The following is an 18,582-nucleotide window of genomic DNA, read 5'->3' as shown; positions in this document are numbered from 1 at the left end:
AGTTTACTTTGACGCATTCATTGACCTTGCTACAATTCATATCTGGATTAACAAAATATTATTAGTGGGATAGGTTCAAGTAAAATTTACAGAATTATATGCATTGAGACACATCTTAAAAATGCAATTAAAAAATCTAAATACAGGCATTATAGTCTGTCTTTAGATTAACTGGGGCGCTAGGATTCGAACCCAGGGATGGCGAGACCAAAACCCGCTGCCTTACCACTTGGCGACGCCCCAACAATTTCACTATAGCTAATATAACACTTAGTCCGGGGTTAATGTCAAGTACTTTAATAGTTGATTTTAGATAATGCATTTTTACAGCAGGACATTGATTGGTGGGAATCTTGGCAGTTTACTTGTTTCATCATTTTGAGGTGAACTCTTGCATCTTCGGGCTTCAGGCATAAAATTATTTTTCGAGCATCTAAAACCTGTTTTCCTTGATGATGAACTGCTTAGAGTCTGTCTTACCTATTTATTTTTCTTTAATCCCCAGCCTCGTGAAGGAAGACCGCTGCAATCCGACTTGATGATAGTAGTTGCTTAGTAGCCAGCCATATAAAGAGTGGAATAGTCTTCGCATAGCGGCCGCAAAGTCGGCGTGGTTCTTGAATCCATCGATACAGCCATTCAAGCCCTAAGTCTCGAACTATGCGGGGTGCCCGCTTATGAATTCCGGCATAAACTGGGAAAACTCCACCCAGTCCAATCATTACAGCTTGTATCTTGCCCTTATGTTGAGCTATCCAATTTTCTTGTTTGGGACATCCCAATGACACTAAAACAGCACTAGCGCCACTAGAGTTAATCTTTTGAACCAAGGCTTCGTCTTCAATTTCAGTTAGGGGACGAAAGGGTAGGGGTTCCATTGCCGCAATCTTTATCTGCGGAAATTCCTTCTCTAACCTGTTTTGCATCCTAGACAGAATTTCTGTTTGAGAACCTACAAAGAAAATGCTCAGATTTTGTGTTTGAGTTAGCTGACACAATGCGAGAAAAATATCCATCCCTGCCACACGGTCTTGGTAAAGCGCTCCCATTTTTCGCATCATCCACACCAGAGGCATACCATCAGGAGTAACTACATCTGCATTTCGCAATACGGTGGCAAATTCTGGATTCCAATGGGCTTCAATGAGCATGTGTACATTGGCTACATATACAGTTTTACTCTCACGCCTACTCGCCCACTTCAGTATTGTTTGTATCTGCTCGTCAAACCGTAAAGCAGTAATAGGAAAATCAAGCACTTTTTTAGTAGGTAGAAGCACTCTCGCCACCATCAATAACTCCTGTATCCAATAAAACAATTCATAGATTACCTAGACCAATCCAAATTATTTAATATTCGGATTGGATGACTCATGACTTTTTGTAGGCTTGTGTCATTGTTGGAAGTTAACACGTGGAGGTGCAATTGCCTTTTTAGTATACTTTTGGCTTAATCGGTAATACTAGAATTATTTGCTGTTGTGTCCTAGCTTACTGTTTTATGTTAAGGATTTCAGACACTGCTTGACAAAATTCATACTTCCTTCATAATTAATTTTTAGTTAGTTCATCCAAGCATTACAATTGCGATAAATTCTTAGAGAGATGCTGCACAACAAGTAGTATATACTACTTAATACTTGAGTAGGTAATGTAAAATGCTAGCCACTTAGTCTGCCGTTTTTATACGTAAATATGCGCTTAAGAGGTTGAATTAAAATTAGTATATTTTAATGGTTAATAATTTTTTATTATTATTTCCAAATTTATTACAGACAGATTTAATTTACTCTCTGTATTGAAAAATCTCTAAATTTTATTTTTTTCTGAAATAAAAGCCCAAAAAATAAGGGAAAGATAAATTTATCTTTCCCTGCTCTTTCATTTTTGTTATTGTCTGGCTTGTTACTTTCTTTAAGTCTTTGGCGTAACATTTGCCTTTGTTTTTTCAGTTGACGCTTCCTAGCAGAACCGCCTCTACCTTTATCATTTCTGCCTTCTTTACGGGGAGATTCCCATCTTTTCAGGCGCATAAGTTTTAACCTCTTTATCACTGCTTTGGTAGTGGGCAGGAGGAGAATCGAACTCCTATGACCGTAAGGCCGCCACATTTTGAGTGTGGTGCGTCTACCAATTCCGCCACCCGCCCTTATATGTAACCTTAACTAGTATACTCTAAATAAAGAGATTTTGTAACAAGTCTGAAAATTATTTCTCAAAGTTTTGCTGGAATCAAATTTTTAACAGTTTTCCGGCTTAAAGGCGTGGCAGGGTCAATAAACTAGGGTCAATATCCTGTATTTTGGCACAGCCGCTAAGGGCCATTCCCAAATTTAACTCATCTTGTAGCAGTGAGATGACATGAGATACGCCGATTTGTCCTGCTACCGCTAGTCCCCACAAAATAGGTCGTCCGATTAGTACTGCTTTTGCTCCTAATGCCAGGGCTTTGAGAATGTCTGTGCCTCTACGAATGCCTCCATCTAACACCACTTCTACTTTACTATCCACTGCGGCTACTATTTCAGCGAGGGCATCTAAAGAAGCGATCGCACCATCGAGTTGTCTACCACCATGATTAGAAACAACAATTGCTTTGGCTCCATATTCTACAGCCCGCACAGCATCATCTGGACGTAAAACTCCTTTGATAACTAAAGGTAGTGGAGATAAAGACTGCAACCATTCCAAATCGTCCCAAGTGACTGCTGGGTTTAGCTGTTGGGCAAAGTAGGTAAATAATCCAGATTCACCTTTTTCATGGTAAATATCTAGTCCTGAGATACTAGCAAGATTAGCCAGATGTAAGTCTTGGGGTAAGGCAAACTCATTACGTCTATCTCTCTCACGCTGTCCGAGAACGGGTGCATCTACAGTTAGACAAAGTGCTTTATAGCCTGCTGTATAGGCTTTTTCTACCAAAGCACGAGTTAATCCCCGGTCTTTATGGATGTAAAGCTGGAACCACCGCAGAGAATCGGGAAACTGATTACATGCAGTCGCCACTTCTTCAATACTCTTTGTTGCCATTGTACTTAACACCATACCCACACCAGCTGATGCAGCAGCTAGAGCCGTGGCAACTTCTCCGTCTGGATGGGCTAGACATTGAAAAGCCATCGGTGCAATTAACAAAGGTAGTTGCAAGGGTTGTCCTAAAATGGAGGTATTTAGATTGCGATCGCTTACATCGACTAATATCCGAGGTCGCAGTTTGACTCGCTCAAAGGCAGCACGATTATCTCGCAATGTGATTTCGTCCCAAGCACCACTACTGTAGTAATCAAGTGTCGTTTGAGACAGATATTCTTTTGCTAGCTTTTCGTACTCAAAAAGGTTAATGGGTTGAAAGTGATCGTCAGTGGATAAGTCGGTAGACATAATTAAATCTAAGATAAAACTTTTGTTCGTAGTGAGCGATTTATCGCTCTGCATAAGATTTTAAATGGCTAGAGTCGCTGACTACGATTATTCATTGTCAAGGCTTTCAAATATATTTATTTTTTGTAGGACAGTTGTATTTATTTCTACTCACTTAGTTAGCGATCGCTCAACAAAATTATGTGCCGAGGCGTTGCTCAAACAGCATGAAGATTGCTCTCAAACAGAAAGACCTCTGGCGCGAAGTAGAGGTCTTTCTGTTTCAGAACATTGTAAAATTCATAAGCAACGTAAAACGCTGATATGGTTAATTTAATGGCTTCTGTGCCATGAACGCAAAAATATCAACCCAATTGCCAATCCCATACTGACCATTATTATTACTCCTATACCGAAAATGCTTAGGCGCAGCCCACCGCAGGCATCGCCAACATTTAGTACAGACCTAGAAATCTAATGCTGCGACCAAAACTTCATCTCATGCAAGATTTTAGGAGAACTTTTCCCAGGATTGGGCAACTAATTGGCTTAACCAGCGACGTTGTTGCTGATCCAGCAGTGGATCTTCTGCTAACAACTGAGCGGTTAACTCTTCCAAAGATTGACCCTGAGCGCGGACAATTTTAATTACTCCAGCGATCGCACTGGCAACTAGTTCTTCATCAATCGGCTGTTGTCGTAGGGCAATAATTTCTTGGGGACTGTCTGGAATGGGATAATTCATGGCGTGGGTTTACAGAAATACAAAATGAACAATAAATTTGACAAACTCTTAAAATTTCTTCACTGAATCTTTATGAAACTAATAGGGCGCATTATACCTTACTTTGTGCTTTAAGAAAATCTGTCTTAGTGAGTAGATTGATGGGAGATGTCAGGAAAATATGAAAGAAATCCTTTATTTAGAAGTTCCAACTCCAGAAACAGAAACTGTGCGTAGTTGGTTACAAACAGATTTTGAACCTGGAAATGGAGAAAAAGTGTTTACCTCGGAAGGCTTTCGCCTTCAAATACCCAGTGCTACTACACCTGCTGAAGTGAGTCTTTCCGAAAACTTGCCTACAGAACTTTCGGTATTTGTCTGGTCGGTGCAACGAACTACCTATCTGAAAGTGTTTCGCTGGGCAGAACAACCTTTTCCCAGTGAAGGACAAATTCTGCAACGCTTGACCAAGGAAATCAGAAGCCGTTTTCCGCATCATTACCTAGAACCGCCAACAATTGATTTATCCCAGCAATCAATATTTGCCGCACTAGCTTCTACTTACCCCCTTACCGTCAAGTATTTTCAGAAAATGCCTAACGGTGAATATGACCTAACTCGTGCCTATTGGTGGGAAAAACGATGGCGCGAAGGGGTGCGGAATCCGCAGCAGCCGCGTCAAGTGGTGTTTTCGCCGGGGAGCAGAGGAGCGGGGGAGCAGAGGAGCAGGGGAGCAGGGGAGCAGGGGAGCAGGGGAGAAGTTGCAGAAAGTCTTTCCCCTCTGCCTCTTGTGTCCCATACCCAGTACGACATCATCTACATTGGTGGCGCATTAGGCGCAATCCATGCAGCACTGATGGCAAAACTCGGATATAAAGTCTTGCTGGTGGAACGAATGCCCTTTGGGCGGATGAACCGAGAATGGAATATTTCGCGCGACGAGATTCAAAGCTTGGTTAACTTGGGTTTAGTCACCCCCGCTGAGTTAGAAACCATCATTGCCAGGGAATACAAAGATGGATTCAATAAGTTTTTTGATGCTAATAATCCAGCCAAACTGCGATCGCCCGTCCTCCACACACCCACAGTCCTAAATTTAGGCTTGGATTCCGAAAAATGGCTCCAAATGTGTGGGCAAAAACTGCAAGCGGCAGGCGGTGAAATTTGGGATGAAACAGAATTTATCCGTGCAGATATTGATATATCACAGGTAGTTTTGCAAGTCAAGCACTTGCCCAGTCAAATTGAGAAGCAAGTAAGTGGACGACTGCTAATAGATGCAATGGGAACTGCCTCACCCATCGCTTGGCAATTAAACGGTGGTCGTGCCTTTGATAGTGTCTGTCCGACAGTGGGAGCAGCAATTGAGAGCGGATTTGAGCCGGGAGTATGGGATTCCCAATATGGCGACGTTCTTTACAGTCATGGGGATATTTCGCGGGGAAGGCAGTTGATTTGGGAATTGTTTCCCGCAGCAGATGAGGAACTGACGATTTATTTATTTCATTACCACGAAGTCAATGCGGAAAATCCTGGTTCTTTACTGGAAATGTACGAGGACTTTTTCACAATTTTGCCAGAGTATCGCAGGTGCGATATGGACAAATTAGTGTGGAAGAAGCCGACATTTGGGTATATACCAGGGCATTTTAGTGTGGGAAGTCGCGATCGCACAGTTGCCTTCGATCGATTGATTGCGATCGGTGATGCAGCATCACTCCAGTCTCCCCTCGTTTTCACCGGTTTTGGTTCCCTAGTTCGCAACTTAGAGCGCTTAACAACGCTGTTGGATACTGCCCTCAAACATGACTTGTTGAGTTTCCGCCACTTGAACCAAATTCGCGCCTACCAAAGCAACGTTTCCGTGACTTGGCTCTTTTCCAAAGGCATGATGGTTCCCACAGGGAAATTTTTACCGCCGCAGCGGATTAACTCCATGCTCAACACCTTCTTTGGGCTGTTAGCAGACGAACCGCCAGAGGTGGCAGATAACTTCATCAAAGATCGGTGTGATTGGTTAACCTTTAACCGCCTAGCACTCAAAGCTGCTAGAAAAAATCCTGCCTTGCTTTTATGGATTTGGGAACTCGCTGGCCCTAGAGATTTAGGGCGATGGCTTGGTAGTTATTTCAACTTCGGTCGTCATGCCCTGATTAGTGCTTTACTAAGTCCGTGGTTTGGGCGCTTCTTAAACCGGGTAGGTTTTTGGCTAGAACCTCGTAATCCAGGCTTGTGGCTGTGGTTATTGGCGATTAATTATGTGATCGCCACAGGCAAACCGCGATCGCGCAGTCAGGTGGCAAAATCCAACTCAGAAGCCATAATTCCGAAGTCAGAAGCAAGAATTCTGAATTAGTCATTAGTCATTGGTCATTAGTATTAGACAAATGACTAATGACAACTAATTCCTAACTCTTAGGGCGAAAATTCGGCAGTTCTACAGATGCCAATGACTTACGCCCCTTGGGTGGACGCTGGGGATAAACTACTGGTGAAGGTGAATTGTCATCATTGGTGTTATCACCTAATGAGTCTGAGGAAAAATCACTTGCTGACAATTCCAACTGTGTCAATTGTGAAACTTCTGACCAGTAGTCTTCAGTTTCTCCAACAGGCGTTTCGGTGTGAGATGGAGTGGAGGAAACCGATAAGTTATTGGCTGGTGAAAGCACAGAATCCATCCTCCAAGAAGTAGAGGTAGTTGCAGGAGGATTAATTTCTGCTTCCAAATGTCCCTCCTGTGGATTTTCTAGTTCCTTATCGTCTTCTAAAATTGTTGCTAAAGTCTCCCAAATAGGGGCATTACTAACATCCGCTTTCGCAGTAGGGGTTGGTGATGTAGATGCAGGCTGGGAGGTGAAAAACATTTGGATTAGACTATCTAATTGCTGATCTAAATTTGATGAACCCGAAGGTGAAACCACTTCAGTTGTATCTGGAGAATCATCAACTTCAGGAGATGGGCTGGGTTGTGTTGGTGTTGGCGTTTCTTTCTTAACTGTCCAATTCCAAGGAGATGATGGCGGCGTTGCAGAGCCTTCATTTCTTTGGAATGGGATTGGTGCTGAGGGTTCACCCCAAGAATTATCTTCGTTACTCAGGGATTCTTCTTCTGCTGACCAAGGTTGAATTGGCTGTGCGTTAGGAAACAAAGACCGAGCTTTTCTAGAAAATCTTCCTTGGCTACTAGTTATATCTTTAGGATGTTTTGCAGCATCCTCTAAGGAGTCATAGCTAGGAACCGAGGTATCTAGACATTTTTCCAAAGCTGCTTTGAATTGCAGCGTCTGGCGTTGTTGTCGCATCAGTCTAGTACGTAACTCCCGACAAACATTTTCGGACTGCAATAGCTGCTGAGATTGTTCGTTGTTATTAGTGTGTAGCAACGTACATTCTCGCTCTAACTGGGCCAGGCGTTGTTGGCTAATTTGTAACTGTGCTTTATAAGTATCAGTGAAAATTTCCTGACGTTGAACAGTTTGTACAGCAGTTTCTAATTGTTGAAATAAAGACTTTATCTGTTCTTGAGCCGCAGCTAATTCCTGAGTGTGTTGGTTGAGCATCGACTCACTAACGCTAGAACGCGTTTTCTGCCACTGCAAAACCTTTTCTGACTCAGCTAGGTTGTCTTTTAGCTGCTCCACTTGTGCATACAAATTATTGTTTGCCGCACGTAATTCTTCGTTCAATGCCAGCAGGTTCTGAAATTCCGAGTCAATAAGTGCTTGTTTGCCGCTTTCAGGCTCTGCAACCCAGTCCTGCTGGGCGGTATCTCGTGAAAATTGTGTATCTTCAGCTGGCATGAGGAGTGGCAGTTTTTTAACTGTCATATTGTCATTAGGCACAACTGAGTAAAAGGGACAACTCGCCTGTTCTGATTGTGGCGAATTAGCAGAATTTAGGGATTCCATCACAGCCCCCTTGTTTGAGGTGTCAGCTTCATTCATCACTCTTGACTCACCTGCTTAAAAATATTCAGCAGCGCTGGCATTAGCATTGCTTATAAACTCTGTCTAATCAGGGTTTGCTCTAGAAGCTAAGTTTAACTCTCTCCAAGCACCAGCAATTAATCATCAATTGGTGTTCCCCATTTTGTATCTAGACTGATGCCGTTATAACACTATGATGCTCTGCCCCGTCAAGAAGAGGTAGAAGGGGAACTCTGGCCGCCTTTGAGGATAGGTGGGAGAGAGGAGAAACCCGATACGTTAAAAATTAAACTGTATTAGCTAGCTGATGAAGTTTTTTGCATGAAAAAACTGCCTCACCCTATACTTTATTTTTTATAATCACATCTGTCTTAAGAGATAAATTATGATTGTCTTCGGAAATACATTTTGTAATGCCTTATTTAGTACTTAAATATAGATGTCCGTACAAGTATCTACTCTTCAATGATAATTCTCTAATCCTAAGCGATCGCTATTTAATGTCAGCAAACAACTAAGCGCTTTCGCTATCACTGCAATGTTAAGAGATCCTGAATAATACGAGTAAATACTTATAAAGTATTGTTAAAGAAGTAACAATGTTTCTAGGTAAAATAATAAAACTTTTTTAAAGAGTAATCTCAACTTAGTGAGGGTTTTTTTCTCGATAAATACATTGTCAGTAAGCAATTACAGGTTTTATTAGTCATAAGCTTTTCGATCAACTTATCTTCAATACGTCAAGTTTGTTTAATGACTAGAATAAAATCGCTTAAAGTATACTTAGCTACTTAACAATATTATTTACATAGTATATTGATTTACGATATAAACATTTAAATTAAGTATTAACACGGCTATCATTTTTAATTATTTTATTAAAGAATAATTGTAGTAACCGAGTTTTCTACTAGGAATAAAGTAATTATAAAGACCACAGTTACTGACTACTAAAAAGTGTTGTGGCAGTTAGGCTTTTTCAAAAAAATCAAAATTTAAAATCGGGGTGCTAAAGATGAGTGATGTACTTGCAATGGGCGCAAATATCAAGCAAGAGACTGCTAAGTTACCGCTGTTTATAGAAAATTGTGACAGCTTTTGGGACAAAGAAATCAGACCGTTATTTACAGATGAGTCTCTATCGTTCAAGGTGAAAACTCTTAACGGAAATTATGTCAAGTACGTCAACTTAGATAATGGAGCTACAACCACACCCTTTGCAACCCTCAAGCAGTACGTGAACGAAATGCTTGACACGTATGGCAGCGTACATCGAGGTTCTGGGCAAAAATCCATCATCACTACACGAGAATATGACGCTAGTCGGAACATTATTCGGGATTTTGTCGGGTCATCTTCAGACAACTATGTAATCTTTGCGAAGAATACAACAGAAGCAATTAATGGAGCTGCCACACTTTGGGCAAAAAAACCTGGGAAAATCTTAGTGTCTGATATTGAGCATTCATCTAACCTGCTGCCTTGGGTTACTAGAGACGAAGTTGTGCAGTACAGAACGCAGCCCGATGGAAGTGTAAATGTCGCAGAAATTGAAGATATTTTCAAAGCACACCAAAATCTCCCCGAAGCCGAGCAAATTAAGTTAGTAACTATTACAGGTGCTTCGACAATTACAGGTTACAGACCCCCAATTTACGAAATTGCAGCTTTAGCACATCGGTATGGTGCGAAGATATTTGCCGACGTGTGTCAGTTAATTCAGCATGAACGAGTTGATATGCGTGCTGATGATGACCCATGTCATTTAGATTTTGTAGCTTTCTCTGGACACAAGATGTATGCCCCTTATGGAACCGGGGTTTTGCTGGGACCCAAGGAATTTTTTGATAGTTCCTACCCTTATCAAATTGGGGGTGGAAACCTGCCTTATATCACCAGAAACCTAGAGATCAAGCGTTTTTATACAGAACGGGCCCATGACCCCGGAACACCAAACGCAATGGGTGCGATCGCTATTGCCAAGGCGATTGAAATTATCGAAGCAGTAGGGCGCGATCGCATTGCTCAGTATGAACACTCTCTAGTTGAATTCACATATACACGGCTTGGGCTAATTTCTGGTGTCAAAATACATATTCTCGGAGATAACTTAGCCCATGTTATTCCCTTTGATATTGATGGATTTGACGGACGCTTAGTAGCAGAAATTCTGGCACAAGAATATGGCATTGGCGTTCGGGCTGGGGCTTTCTGCACTTATGAATATATTCGCAAACTCAAGAATGTTTCAGACGAGCAAGACTGTGAGATTGCTCAGGAAGTAGATAGAGGAATCACACGGAACATTCCTAGTATTATCCGAGCCAGCTTTGCTGTATATAATACATTAGAAGATTGCGATCGCTTTATAAATGCGATCGCTCAAATAGCTAAAAACGGATTGGCTCACTATTTGCCCAACTACACACAAGATCAGATAACTGGTGTTTGGACAGCGATAAACAGCTAGTTTTTTCAGGGCATTGTGTCATTGCTTATTTATCTCGTTCCCAGCCTGAAGGCTGGGAACCAGTCAATCCAAACAAAGGTTGTGTCTTAATTACGAATTACGAATTACGAATTACAAATTAAAAGGGGGTAATAGCTTGAGCGATGAAAACCTCTTTGACCAAGAGAATTATTTACAAGCACGGGTTGAACAGTGCATTTGGCAAAAAAGTACAGATGCGGGTATTTCGCGCCAGCGCTTTCTGAAAATACTTGCCACTATGGTTGGTGCAACAGCCATCGGGGGGTTAGCTAAACCTGCGCCTGCTCACAGTCAGACAGCTATTAAAACTAAAGGCAGCAAAATACTTAAGCCATTGCCACCAGGGTACATCTCTCACAGCAAAGGCACATTAGAGATGAACTGGGAAGCGATGTATGGGCGTGGCTATTTAGTACCAAATGATTGGTTCTATGTTCACAACCGCAGCGCACCACCGACCTTTGACCCATCTACATGGCGTTTGCAAATTCATGGAACTGGCGTTTCTGCGCCTTGCGAATTTACCTACGATCAAATCATCGCCATGCCATCCATCTCAATCACTTGTGCCATTGAGTGTGCTGCCAATGGTCGGCGCTTCTTTGAAGAAGCTGACAACACACCACTCCCTGGAACACCTTGGAGACTTGGGGCTATTGGTGTGGCTGAGTGGACTGGTGTACCACTTGCTATGTTATTAGAACGAGCTGGATTGAAATCCACAGCAAAAGATGTACTCGTTGAGGGTGCAGATGTGGATTCGCTGGACTCAAAGGAGACAAATAAATCCAAGTTCAGCAGTGTAGTTCCAATTAGCAAAGCATTAGCAGATAACTCGCTTGTCGTCTACGCAATGAACGGAGAACCATTACCTCCAGATCATGGTCAGCCGTGCCGTGTCTTATTCCCTGGTTGGGGAGGAAACGCCAATGTTAAATGGATTGAGCGAATTGAGGTTTCTGAAACACCGATATATACGCAGTGGGTAACGGAGCAAATGGTGCTAGTTGGTGCAGATTACCCAGCGATCGCACCATATAAAGGTAAGCTGATTACCTATCAAAATGTTAAGAGCGCTTTTGAGTTGGCTTGGCCAGCTACGCTTTCTGCTAAAACCCACTTACTACGTGGACGTTCTTGGTCTGGGAAAGGAAAGATTCTCCGTGTAGAAGTCAGCCTGGATGGTGGTAAAACTTGGCAATTTGCACGACTGAGAGAACCAAATTTTCCATTTGCGTGGGTACGCTGGGACATTGAATGGAACCCGCTTCCTGGGGAATATTTTCTCCAGGCTCGTGCTACTGACAATTTAGGTAATACACAACCGAGTACAGTTCCGTGGAATGACTCTGGATTGCTTTACGGAGGTGTTGTTAGCCATCCAGTGACAGTACAAGGTTAATCACACCAAGTCAGTTATCTAGAAAAAGAATTATTTATGATTGATTTTAGTTGGTTGATTTTAGTGAGTGGGGGTTTAATATCTGGAGTCATAGCTGGACTTTTAGGAATAGGTGGCGGTATTATCACAATTCCTCTTTTAGTCACACTAGGTTATACTCCCGTTCAGGCGATCGCTACTAGTAGCCTTGCTATTGTGATTACTTCAATCTCTGGAAGTTTGCAAAATTGGTGGATGGGTTACTTTGACTTTAAACGAGTAATTTATTTAGGAATCCCAGCTTTTTTAACTACTGGAATAGGTGTATATTTTGCCAATAAAATTCCATCTTATATAATACTATTTACATTTGGCATCATACTACTTGCTAATATCTATCTGATTGAGCTTCGCAAGCAACTGTCCTTCCAGAAAAAAGAGGATATAGCCCCAATATTCAACCCATTAGTTTCTAAAATTGGCACTGGGGGCGCAGCAGGAATTTTAGCAGGTTTATTCGGCTTAGGTGGTGGTACGATTATGGTGCCGCTGCAAATGTTATTACTGGGAGAAGAAATTAAAGTAGCAATTCAAACTAGTTTGGGCGTAATTGTCATTACTGGTTTAGCTGCCTGCACAGGACACACATTAGAGGGAAATATTCTGTTTGTTCAAGGTATAGTTTTGGGATGTGGCGGTCTTTTAGGCGTTCAGATGAGTACTCGCACATTGCCAAAATTACCAGATAATACCGTTAGTTTAGTGCTTCGTATGTTCTTAGGAATACTATCAATCTATATTTTTTGGGAAGCTTGGACAAATTATCAACAAATAATTACTAATTTATAATTGCGATTTTTCCCGTGAGCGACTGCTATATTGAGCTAATCTGCATAATTTTTGCTATCAAAATTTACTAATTTTACATTAACTGCATAGCGTACTAGACCGACAACATCATAAATGTTAAGTCTTTTCATTAATTGTAATCGATGTGATTCGACTGTTTTAGTACTGATGTTTAATAGCTCTGCAATCTCTTTTGTGGAAAGTCCTTCTGCAATAAATTTAAGGATTTCAAGCTGGCGTGATGTTAATGAAGAAGTAGGCTTTCTATTGGTAGATATTAACTCCTCATCTGTGGATATTTCTGACTTCATTTGATGGAATTTTGTAACTTCTAGCTTTAATTCATCATTAACAAAAGCCAGCTTTGTAGTATAGTCTTTAACCTTCATTTTTAATTCTTCATACGCTTTGCATAATATTACTTCTGCTTGTTTATGTTTAATAATATTGAGTGCTGTTTGAATAGCAACATATAGGTCTTCCTGACTAACAGGTTTTAAAATGTAACCAAAAGTGAATGTTAATGTTGCCCTTTCTACAGTACTTTGATCGGAGTATGCTGTAACATAAACAAAAGGTATTTGGAGACAAGTCCAAATTTCTCTCGCCGCTTGAATACCATCCATTTCGCACGCCAGTTTAATATCCATTAAAACTAAATCTGGGCGAAACTCGGTTGCTTTCTCAATTGCTGTTTCTCCCGAATCTACAATATCTACAACAGTGTATCCAAGACACTCTAAATTTTCTTTTAAGTTCATTGCAAGGATAAATTCATCTTCTACAATAAGAATCCGATTAATGTTTGTTATAAAATTTTCCATAAAACTATTGGCTTGTTACATATCGAATATTATTTTACGAACTTTCATGCACTACTTCCCTTGTAAACTGTCCAAATTTTTACAAGTAGTACTGGTATAACCCAAATTAGTGTTATGTTCTTTCTAAGGATTGCCGCATCATCCTTACTTCTTACTGCGAATCATCTGTGGTGCTGACAGATTCTACATTGATAGTACTTTAATTTTTTTAGAACACCAGTTACAAGCTAGAGATAAATATACAGAAATTCAAGTTATTAAAGAATATAGTCAATTGCCTTTAGTAGAATGCTATCCGGCTCAACTTAATCAGGTTTTTATGAATATGCTTGTTAATGCCATTGATGCATTACAAGATAGTAATAAAACAAGGTTTATAGGTAATAGTCAAATAGAAAAATCTAATTACCTATTACCAACAATTCGCATTCGCACTGAGGTAATTGATCGAAAGTGGGTAGCAATAAGCATTGCTGATAATGCCTCTGGGATGAATGAAAAAGTGCGTGCAAGATTATTTGATCCTTTTTTTACTACTAAACCCGTGGGTAAAGGTACGGCTTTAGGTTTATCCATCAGTTATCAGATTATAGTCGAAAAACATGGGGGACAAATTGGCTGTATTTCTGCTCTAGGGCAAGGAACAGAATTTGTGATTAAGATTCCTGTGAAAGCTAAAAATGGGTAGGAGCAGCAAGCCTGTCATTTGCTACTACTCCCATACAAATTACATTAGCAAGTCATTGAGCGTCATTACAAATTTATTCTCTCAAGGTAGCCATCGGGGATGAAATCCGGCTAAGGGGAGTTGTTCTGGTCTAATTTCAACAGTTGCAGCATCAGCAATGGGCAACAGAGGCATTAACCACAGGCTACTGGTAGCAATAACATCTCCATCATCAGTTTTCAAAGTGTTTGTCGGTAATGATGCTGGGGGATTTGTCTGCGGTACTACTTGGTCAAATAACAAGCCCAAACCGTCGGCAGATAAACTCATTTGCACATTCCGTTGAGCGGGAGGCAGTACTAAAAGTGGTTTCTGTTGCCCAGTTTTCAAATCAATTGCCACCACATAAGGCTGCTCTATGTATTGTTCCTTGGATACTAGCTGTGTTAGCAAGCAGTAGAGGGTAGGTGAGGCGATGTCAAATTGGCAACTGAGAATTGAACCTGTTGTTTTTAATAGCTGTTTCTGTATACCTTGGTTTGTCACCAAAAATAAATCCCGCGTGTAATCTGTATTAAACTTTACCATCGCTGCTTGAGAGCCATCTTTGGAGAAAGCTTGTACCAAACCAAACTGCGGCAGAAAATCCAAAGGTTTACTGGCATCACCTTGCAGTGGTAAAATCGCTGCTCCCTGTCCTTGGGCAACTGCTACGGCTTTACTATCTGGTGTCACCATAAAATCTCCCCCTGGCTGGCTTTTTAGACGTTTCGGGGTGGGTTTTTCTGCTGAAGCATCACTGGTTGCTGGCATAAACCATAGTCCAAAATCACCAGGATTAGTTTTATTTCCCCGCTGGATGACAATAGTTTGCCCATCAGGTGATAAGTCAAATTTCAGGTTTTGATAATCTTTACTATCTAAAGTCAGGTCAACTTTGCCTTCTGGTTCTGCTTTTTGTCCAGATTTAGCAGAAACGCCTGTTGTCACTGTATACAGTTGGGCTGAAAGTAAGTCTTGATTGTTTGCGGCGCGAGCAGAAAATAAAATTTTCTCCCCATCAGGAAATGACTCAAAGTCGATTACTATCAGGTCTTTGGGGGTAAGTACCCTTTTTTGCTCTTGGGTTAAGTTGTAAAGAACTAATCGTCCCTGTTCTTCTTTGTCGGTTCCGATATAAAGGATAACGCGATCGCGTGTACGGAAGCTACCTGTAAAGGGCTGTATCAGCCGATTTTTACCTTCTTGCTCCGCAAACTTATCTTTAGCTCCTTGTAACTGCACTTTATAATTTGTGCCATAAGGTGCTGGTGTCACCAGTGTATAAACCATCCGCCGCCCTGCCCAACTGAATTTACCTGCTAGGGGCGGCTCGATTTTCAAGTTATCTTCGACACTTTTTGTTTCCATTGGGCGGCTGAAGGTGAGGGTGAAGGAATTATCTTCTGCCCCAATTTGTTGATTTTGCCAGGTAAATTCCCGGACACGAGCAGTTACCACATCACCTTGCAAGATGATTAACCCAATCAGCACACTCAGCAGTAACATTAGTGCGATCGCAATACGATCCAGTGGTTGGAATGCTTTAGATTTAGTCATTTGTCATTTGTCATTTGTCATTTGTCATCAACAAATAACTAATAACTATAAGGATTTTGAGGTTGAGGAATCTTTTTCAGAGAGTTAGCGGCAATGGTAAGTTGGCGTTTACCTGCCAAATTTTCTGTCACCATTTGTCCTTCTACTTCTAGCCATGTATCAGCAGAGTAAAGCTCTTGATTATTTTGTAGCTTGACGGGCAATCCCACAGGGTAAGCATCTGCTGCACAACAACTTAAGACAAATCGTGCTAAAAACAAATATTCTTTTCCTATATCGGGCGGGTGAATCACAAATCCCTGCACCTTGACTTTTTGCCCTGTATATGTATCTGGTTCAGGATAGACATTGACGGTGCGTACCCAGTCGACAAGCGATCGCTCCTCTGGACGAACAGTAGCGCGAAAAGCTTGGGGCTTGACACGTGTGCTTCCCAATAAATCAGTCGTCACCCCCCTTTGGAGTGCTTTGTCACTAGCAAAAACTTGTGGTGTAACGATAAAACCTAGAATTGCTGTAGTCAACAATAAACCACTGCCCCAACCAGGGCGAAATAAACTAATATGCTGGGTGTTTGCCGTCACATCACGGCGAGGCCGTTGCCAAAGTTCCTGCATCTTGAACAAACCAATAATGATGAAGCTGATACCAGTCACAATCACTAACCAAAAGTAATTTGGGTGAATCAACAGATTCAACTTATTAGTTAGCCAATATTTCAACATCAAAATGCCCCAAGCCGTAATTGCTAGAGCATCCAGCCAAGGGAGTAACAGATTTGGGATTTTAGATTTGGGATTTTTGTTAGTCATTAGTCATTAGTCATTAGTCATTGGTCATTAGTCATTGGTCATTAGTCATTAGAGAAAGGACAAAGGACAGATGACTAATGACAAATATTTTCTTAAAAGACGTGCAAGTTCAGGAAAAGAGTGAAGACAAATGTCAATTGTGCTGCTAAAGCAAATAAGTAAAATATGGTCTTGGGTTTAAAAATAGATAACATCAAACCAACACTTTTGATGTCAATCATTGGCCCAAACACCAGAAATGCCAACAATGAACCGCTGCTAAAGGTTGAGGCAAAAGATAGGGCGAAGAAAGAATCGACTGTAGAACAAATTGATACTATTACAGCTAATATCAGCATGACCACAATTGAGGTAATAGGCCCAGCACCCAAACTGAGAACTAATTCACGGGGAGCTAGGACTTGAATAGCAGCAGCGATCGCACTTCCTAAAATCATCACTCCGCCCAATTCCCGCAATTCTTGGATGCTATTATCCACAACTAGGCGCAGTTTAGCTGCTAGCGGTTTATCAGCAGTAGAGACTGAGGTAGGCAGTACTAAATTAGGATCTATCCGTAAAGGGATACCTGCTTTTCCTCCTAAGATGTAAGTCCCGGATTGCAACAGGTTCGGTACTGTTTCTTCCTGTTGTTCTTGGTAAGGCTTACCACGGCGTTTGGTTTCAGGCTGCGCGGCTGGATTAAACTTCATATAACGAGCGATCGCAGGTTGGACTATGGGATTTAAGTCCTTTTGAAAACTGAAAACAAATCCGATAATTGTGGCAATTGTTAGGGAAAATACGACTCGTAAGACTACTATTTCTGGCTGATCTCGAAATGCTGTCCAAGTGGCCCAAATTACAACTGGGTTAATTGTTGGTGCTGCTAGCAAAAAACCAATTGCGACTGGTGTGGGTACTCCTTGAATCAGGAATCGCCGCGCTACCGGTACATTCCCGCACTCACACACCGGAAACAAAAAGCCGATCATGCTGCCAACTAAAGCACCCAACAGCGGATTTTTGGGCATTTTTTCTACTAGTTTGCGCTCATCAACAAAAAACAGCAGCAAACTGGAGAATAAAACCCCAAGAAGCAAAAAAGGCATCGCCTCGACTAGCAGACTTAGAAATAGCGTAAAACCATTGTTCAGTTGATTCATGTGCGTCGCAGTCAAAAGCGGTTTTTAGTTTTAGGGTTCTGCCTAGTCATTCTATCGAAATGGGGATCAAAATCAGTTCGGGAAAATTAAACATCATTTAAGTAGCAAGTTATCCTATCTTCAAAATAGCGGTTAAGCACTACAAACCTTGGCTTCACACGAGTTCGTGACTTTTAACTGAGTGCATTTACTGACAATGACCATTTCTAAGATTGTCTAAGTTCAGAAATTGTTCCGATTTAGAGGGCAAGTAACTGCACAGATGATTTTAAATTACCTATGTTTATACTTACAGTAATTTGCTGGATAAGATATTAGTTCGGCTGTATTTTCATCAAGTATTCACAGTTCTTCAATATTTGGGCTAGGTGTAGCCCGTCGTAGACATCGCTGTTGGTTGCTACCATCATTGATTTTGAGTAGTTATAGTAAAATTTGATCTGAGCTTTGGTTGATTTTTTACTACAAAAACTCTAAAAAGGCAAGACCAAAGTTTAGCAGATACGGGAAATTATTGGGGAAATCTTTCGGCGTTAGGGACTTGCAAAAAATAAATTATCCCAAATTATTTATAGATTTGTAGGGGCGCAAGGACTTGCCATTGATGTCAACTTAAGCTCAAATGCTTGCCCCACATACGATTTACCCCACCCCAACCCCTCCCCTTGCCAAGGGGAGGGGCGGTTTTGGCTTTAGACAAAACCGGGGTGGGGTGACACGGATAGTGATGGTAAGCGAGCGGACTTGTGCGATTCGTTGAGTAGCGAATTCCGGTATCCAGTCCGGGCATAACTACTCCAA

At 41.4% G+C, this 18,582-nt stretch carries 15 protein-coding genes and 2 tRNA genes; 5 read left to right on the top strand and 12 right to left on the bottom strand.

Going from position 1 to position 18,582, the window contains the following annotated elements; all coding sequences use genetic code 11:
* Positions 1 to 171: 171 nt before the first annotated feature.
* From HWQ43_RS29765 to HWQ43_RS29740, 6 genes are all read right to left on the bottom strand, one after another.
* A tRNA-Gln gene (locus HWQ43_RS29765) sits at positions 172 to 243 on the bottom strand.
* A 251-nt stretch (positions 244 to 494) separates the two neighbouring features.
* The gene (locus HWQ43_RS29760; RefSeq protein ID WP_292740354.1) at positions 495 to 1,292 is read right to left on the bottom strand and encodes a WecB/TagA/CpsF family glycosyltransferase; all 798 of its coding nucleotides are present in this window, start codon (positions 1,290 to 1,292) and stop codon (positions 495 to 497) included.
* Between the two features lie 489 nt (positions 1,293 to 1,781).
* Complete coding sequence (locus HWQ43_RS29755) at positions 1,782 to 2,033, bottom strand: hypothetical protein (protein ID WP_292740353.1); 252 nt, start codon at positions 2,031 to 2,033, stop codon at positions 1,782 to 1,784.
* 32 nt (positions 2,034 to 2,065) lie between these two features.
* A tRNA-Leu gene (locus tag HWQ43_RS29750) sits at positions 2,066 to 2,149 on the bottom strand.
* 107 nt (positions 2,150 to 2,256) lie between these two features.
* Positions 2,257 to 3,381: an alpha-hydroxy acid oxidase gene (locus HWQ43_RS29745; protein WP_292740351.1), complete on the bottom strand. Its 1,125-nt coding sequence runs from the start codon at positions 3,379 to 3,381 to the stop codon at positions 2,257 to 2,259.
* 490 nt (positions 3,382 to 3,871) lie between these two features.
* Complete coding sequence (locus HWQ43_RS29740) at positions 3,872 to 4,105, bottom strand: hypothetical protein (RefSeq protein ID WP_292740349.1); 234 nt, start codon at positions 4,103 to 4,105, stop codon at positions 3,872 to 3,874.
* Positions 4,106 to 4,265: 160 nt separating this feature from the next.
* On the opposite strand from HWQ43_RS29740, the gene HWQ43_RS29735 reads away from it, so the two are divergent.
* Positions 4,266 to 6,440, top strand: coding sequence for a flavin-dependent dehydrogenase (locus tag HWQ43_RS29735; RefSeq protein WP_292740348.1), 2,175 nt, complete (start codon positions 4,266 to 4,268; stop codon positions 6,438 to 6,440).
* A gap of 52 nt (positions 6,441 to 6,492) precedes the next feature.
* Here HWQ43_RS29735 and HWQ43_RS29730 read toward each other — a convergent pair whose 3' ends face one another.
* Positions 6,493 to 8,031 carry a hypothetical protein gene (locus HWQ43_RS29730; RefSeq protein WP_292740347.1) on the bottom strand — a complete coding sequence of 513 codons (1,539 nt, stop codon included), beginning with the start codon at positions 8,029 to 8,031 and terminating at the stop codon, positions 6,493 to 6,495.
* A 997-nt stretch (positions 8,032 to 9,028) separates the two neighbouring features.
* Here HWQ43_RS29730 and HWQ43_RS29725 point away from each other — a divergent pair.
* The 3 genes from HWQ43_RS29725 to HWQ43_RS29715 all read left to right on the top strand — a co-directional run bounded on the left by HWQ43_RS29725 (position 9,029) and on the right by HWQ43_RS29715 (position 12,734).
* On the top strand, positions 9,029 to 10,483 hold the full coding sequence (locus HWQ43_RS29725; RefSeq protein ID WP_292740346.1) for an aminotransferase class V-fold PLP-dependent enzyme: 1,455 nt from the start codon (positions 9,029 to 9,031) through the stop codon (positions 10,481 to 10,483).
* A 136-nt stretch (positions 10,484 to 10,619) separates the two neighbouring features.
* Positions 10,620 to 11,906 carry a sulfite oxidase gene (locus tag HWQ43_RS29720; protein ID WP_292740344.1) on the top strand — a complete coding sequence of 429 codons (1,287 nt, stop codon included), beginning with the start codon at positions 10,620 to 10,622 and terminating at the stop codon, positions 11,904 to 11,906.
* A gap of 36 nt (positions 11,907 to 11,942) precedes the next feature.
* Positions 11,943 to 12,734, top strand: a complete 792-nt coding sequence (locus tag HWQ43_RS29715) for a sulfite exporter TauE/SafE family protein (RefSeq protein WP_292740343.1) — start codon at positions 11,943 to 11,945, stop codon at positions 12,732 to 12,734.
* A gap of 35 nt (positions 12,735 to 12,769) precedes the next feature.
* Here HWQ43_RS29715 and HWQ43_RS29710 read toward each other — a convergent pair whose 3' ends face one another.
* The gene (locus HWQ43_RS29710) at positions 12,770 to 13,558 is read right to left on the bottom strand and encodes a response regulator (protein ID WP_292740341.1); all 789 of its coding nucleotides are present in this window, start codon (positions 13,556 to 13,558) and stop codon (positions 12,770 to 12,772) included.
* 130 nt (positions 13,559 to 13,688) lie between these two features.
* On the opposite strand from HWQ43_RS29710, the gene HWQ43_RS29705 reads away from it, so the two are divergent.
* Complete coding sequence (locus HWQ43_RS29705) at positions 13,689 to 14,246, top strand: ATP-binding protein (protein WP_366932933.1); 558 nt, start codon at positions 13,689 to 13,691, stop codon at positions 14,244 to 14,246.
* 81 nt (positions 14,247 to 14,327) lie between these two features.
* Here HWQ43_RS29705 and HWQ43_RS29700 read toward each other — a convergent pair whose 3' ends face one another.
* From HWQ43_RS29700 to HWQ43_RS29685, 4 genes are all read right to left on the bottom strand, one after another.
* Positions 14,328 to 15,824: an Ig-like domain-containing protein gene (locus tag HWQ43_RS29700; protein WP_292740339.1), complete on the bottom strand. Its 1,497-nt coding sequence runs from the start codon at positions 15,822 to 15,824 to the stop codon at positions 14,328 to 14,330.
* 38 nt (positions 15,825 to 15,862) lie between these two features.
* Positions 15,863 to 16,636: a TIGR03943 family protein gene (locus HWQ43_RS29695; RefSeq protein ID WP_292740337.1), complete on the bottom strand. Its 774-nt coding sequence runs from the start codon at positions 16,634 to 16,636 to the stop codon at positions 15,863 to 15,865.
* Positions 16,637 to 16,728: 92 nt separating this feature from the next.
* The gene (locus tag HWQ43_RS29690) at positions 16,729 to 17,781 is read right to left on the bottom strand and encodes a permease (protein ID WP_292740356.1); all 1,053 of its coding nucleotides are present in this window, start codon (positions 17,779 to 17,781) and stop codon (positions 16,729 to 16,731) included.
* Positions 17,782 to 18,388: 607 nt separating this feature from the next.
* The coding region (locus HWQ43_RS29685) for a hypothetical protein (RefSeq protein WP_292740335.1) at positions 18,389 to 18,582 on the bottom strand (194 nt) is incomplete at its 5' end.

It is taken from the genome of Nostoc sp. JL31 (assembly GCF_017114965.1).
In the GTDB taxonomy this organism is placed as follows: Bacteria; Cyanobacteriota; Cyanobacteriia; order Cyanobacteriales; family Nostocaceae; genus Nostoc; species Nostoc punctiforme_A.
This window is presented reverse-complemented; position numbering and strand designations above follow the sequence as displayed.

Excerpts from the sequence above, each read along its gene's own strand:
- HWQ43_RS29690 (WP_292740356.1), bottom strand. The coding sequence starts at position 17,781 with ATGAATCAACTGAACAATGGTTTTACGCTATTTCTAAGTCTGCTAGTC.
- HWQ43_RS29710 (WP_292740341.1), bottom strand. The coding sequence starts at position 13,558 with ATGGAAAATTTTATAACAAACATTAATCGGATTCTTATTGTAGAAGAT.
- HWQ43_RS29740 (WP_292740349.1), bottom strand. The coding sequence starts at position 4,105 with ATGAATTATCCCATTCCAGACAGTCCCCAAGAAATTATTGCCCTACGA.
- HWQ43_RS29745 (WP_292740351.1), bottom strand. The coding sequence starts at position 3,381 with ATGTCTACCGACTTATCCACTGACGATCACTTTCAACCCATTAACCTT.
- HWQ43_RS29725 (WP_292740346.1), top strand. The coding sequence starts at position 9,029 with ATGAGTGATGTACTTGCAATGGGCGCAAATATCAAGCAAGAGACTGCT.
- HWQ43_RS29730 (WP_292740347.1), bottom strand. The coding sequence starts at position 8,031 with ATGAATGAAGCTGACACCTCAAACAAGGGGGCTGTGATGGAATCCCTA.
- HWQ43_RS29700 (WP_292740339.1), bottom strand. The coding sequence starts at position 15,824 with ATGACTAAATCTAAAGCATTCCAACCACTGGATCGTATTGCGATCGCA.
- HWQ43_RS29715 (WP_292740343.1), top strand. The coding sequence starts at position 11,943 with ATGATTGATTTTAGTTGGTTGATTTTAGTGAGTGGGGGTTTAATATCT.
- HWQ43_RS29695 (WP_292740337.1), bottom strand. The coding sequence starts at position 16,636 with ATGACTAACAAAAATCCCAAATCTAAAATCCCAAATCTGTTACTCCCT.
- HWQ43_RS29755 (WP_292740353.1), bottom strand. The coding sequence starts at position 2,033 with ATGCGCCTGAAAAGATGGGAATCTCCCCGTAAAGAAGGCAGAAATGAT.
- HWQ43_RS29735 (WP_292740348.1), top strand. The coding sequence starts at position 4,266 with ATGAAAGAAATCCTTTATTTAGAAGTTCCAACTCCAGAAACAGAAACT.
- HWQ43_RS29760 (WP_292740354.1), bottom strand. The coding sequence starts at position 1,292 with ATGGTGGCGAGAGTGCTTCTACCTACTAAAAAAGTGCTTGATTTTCCT.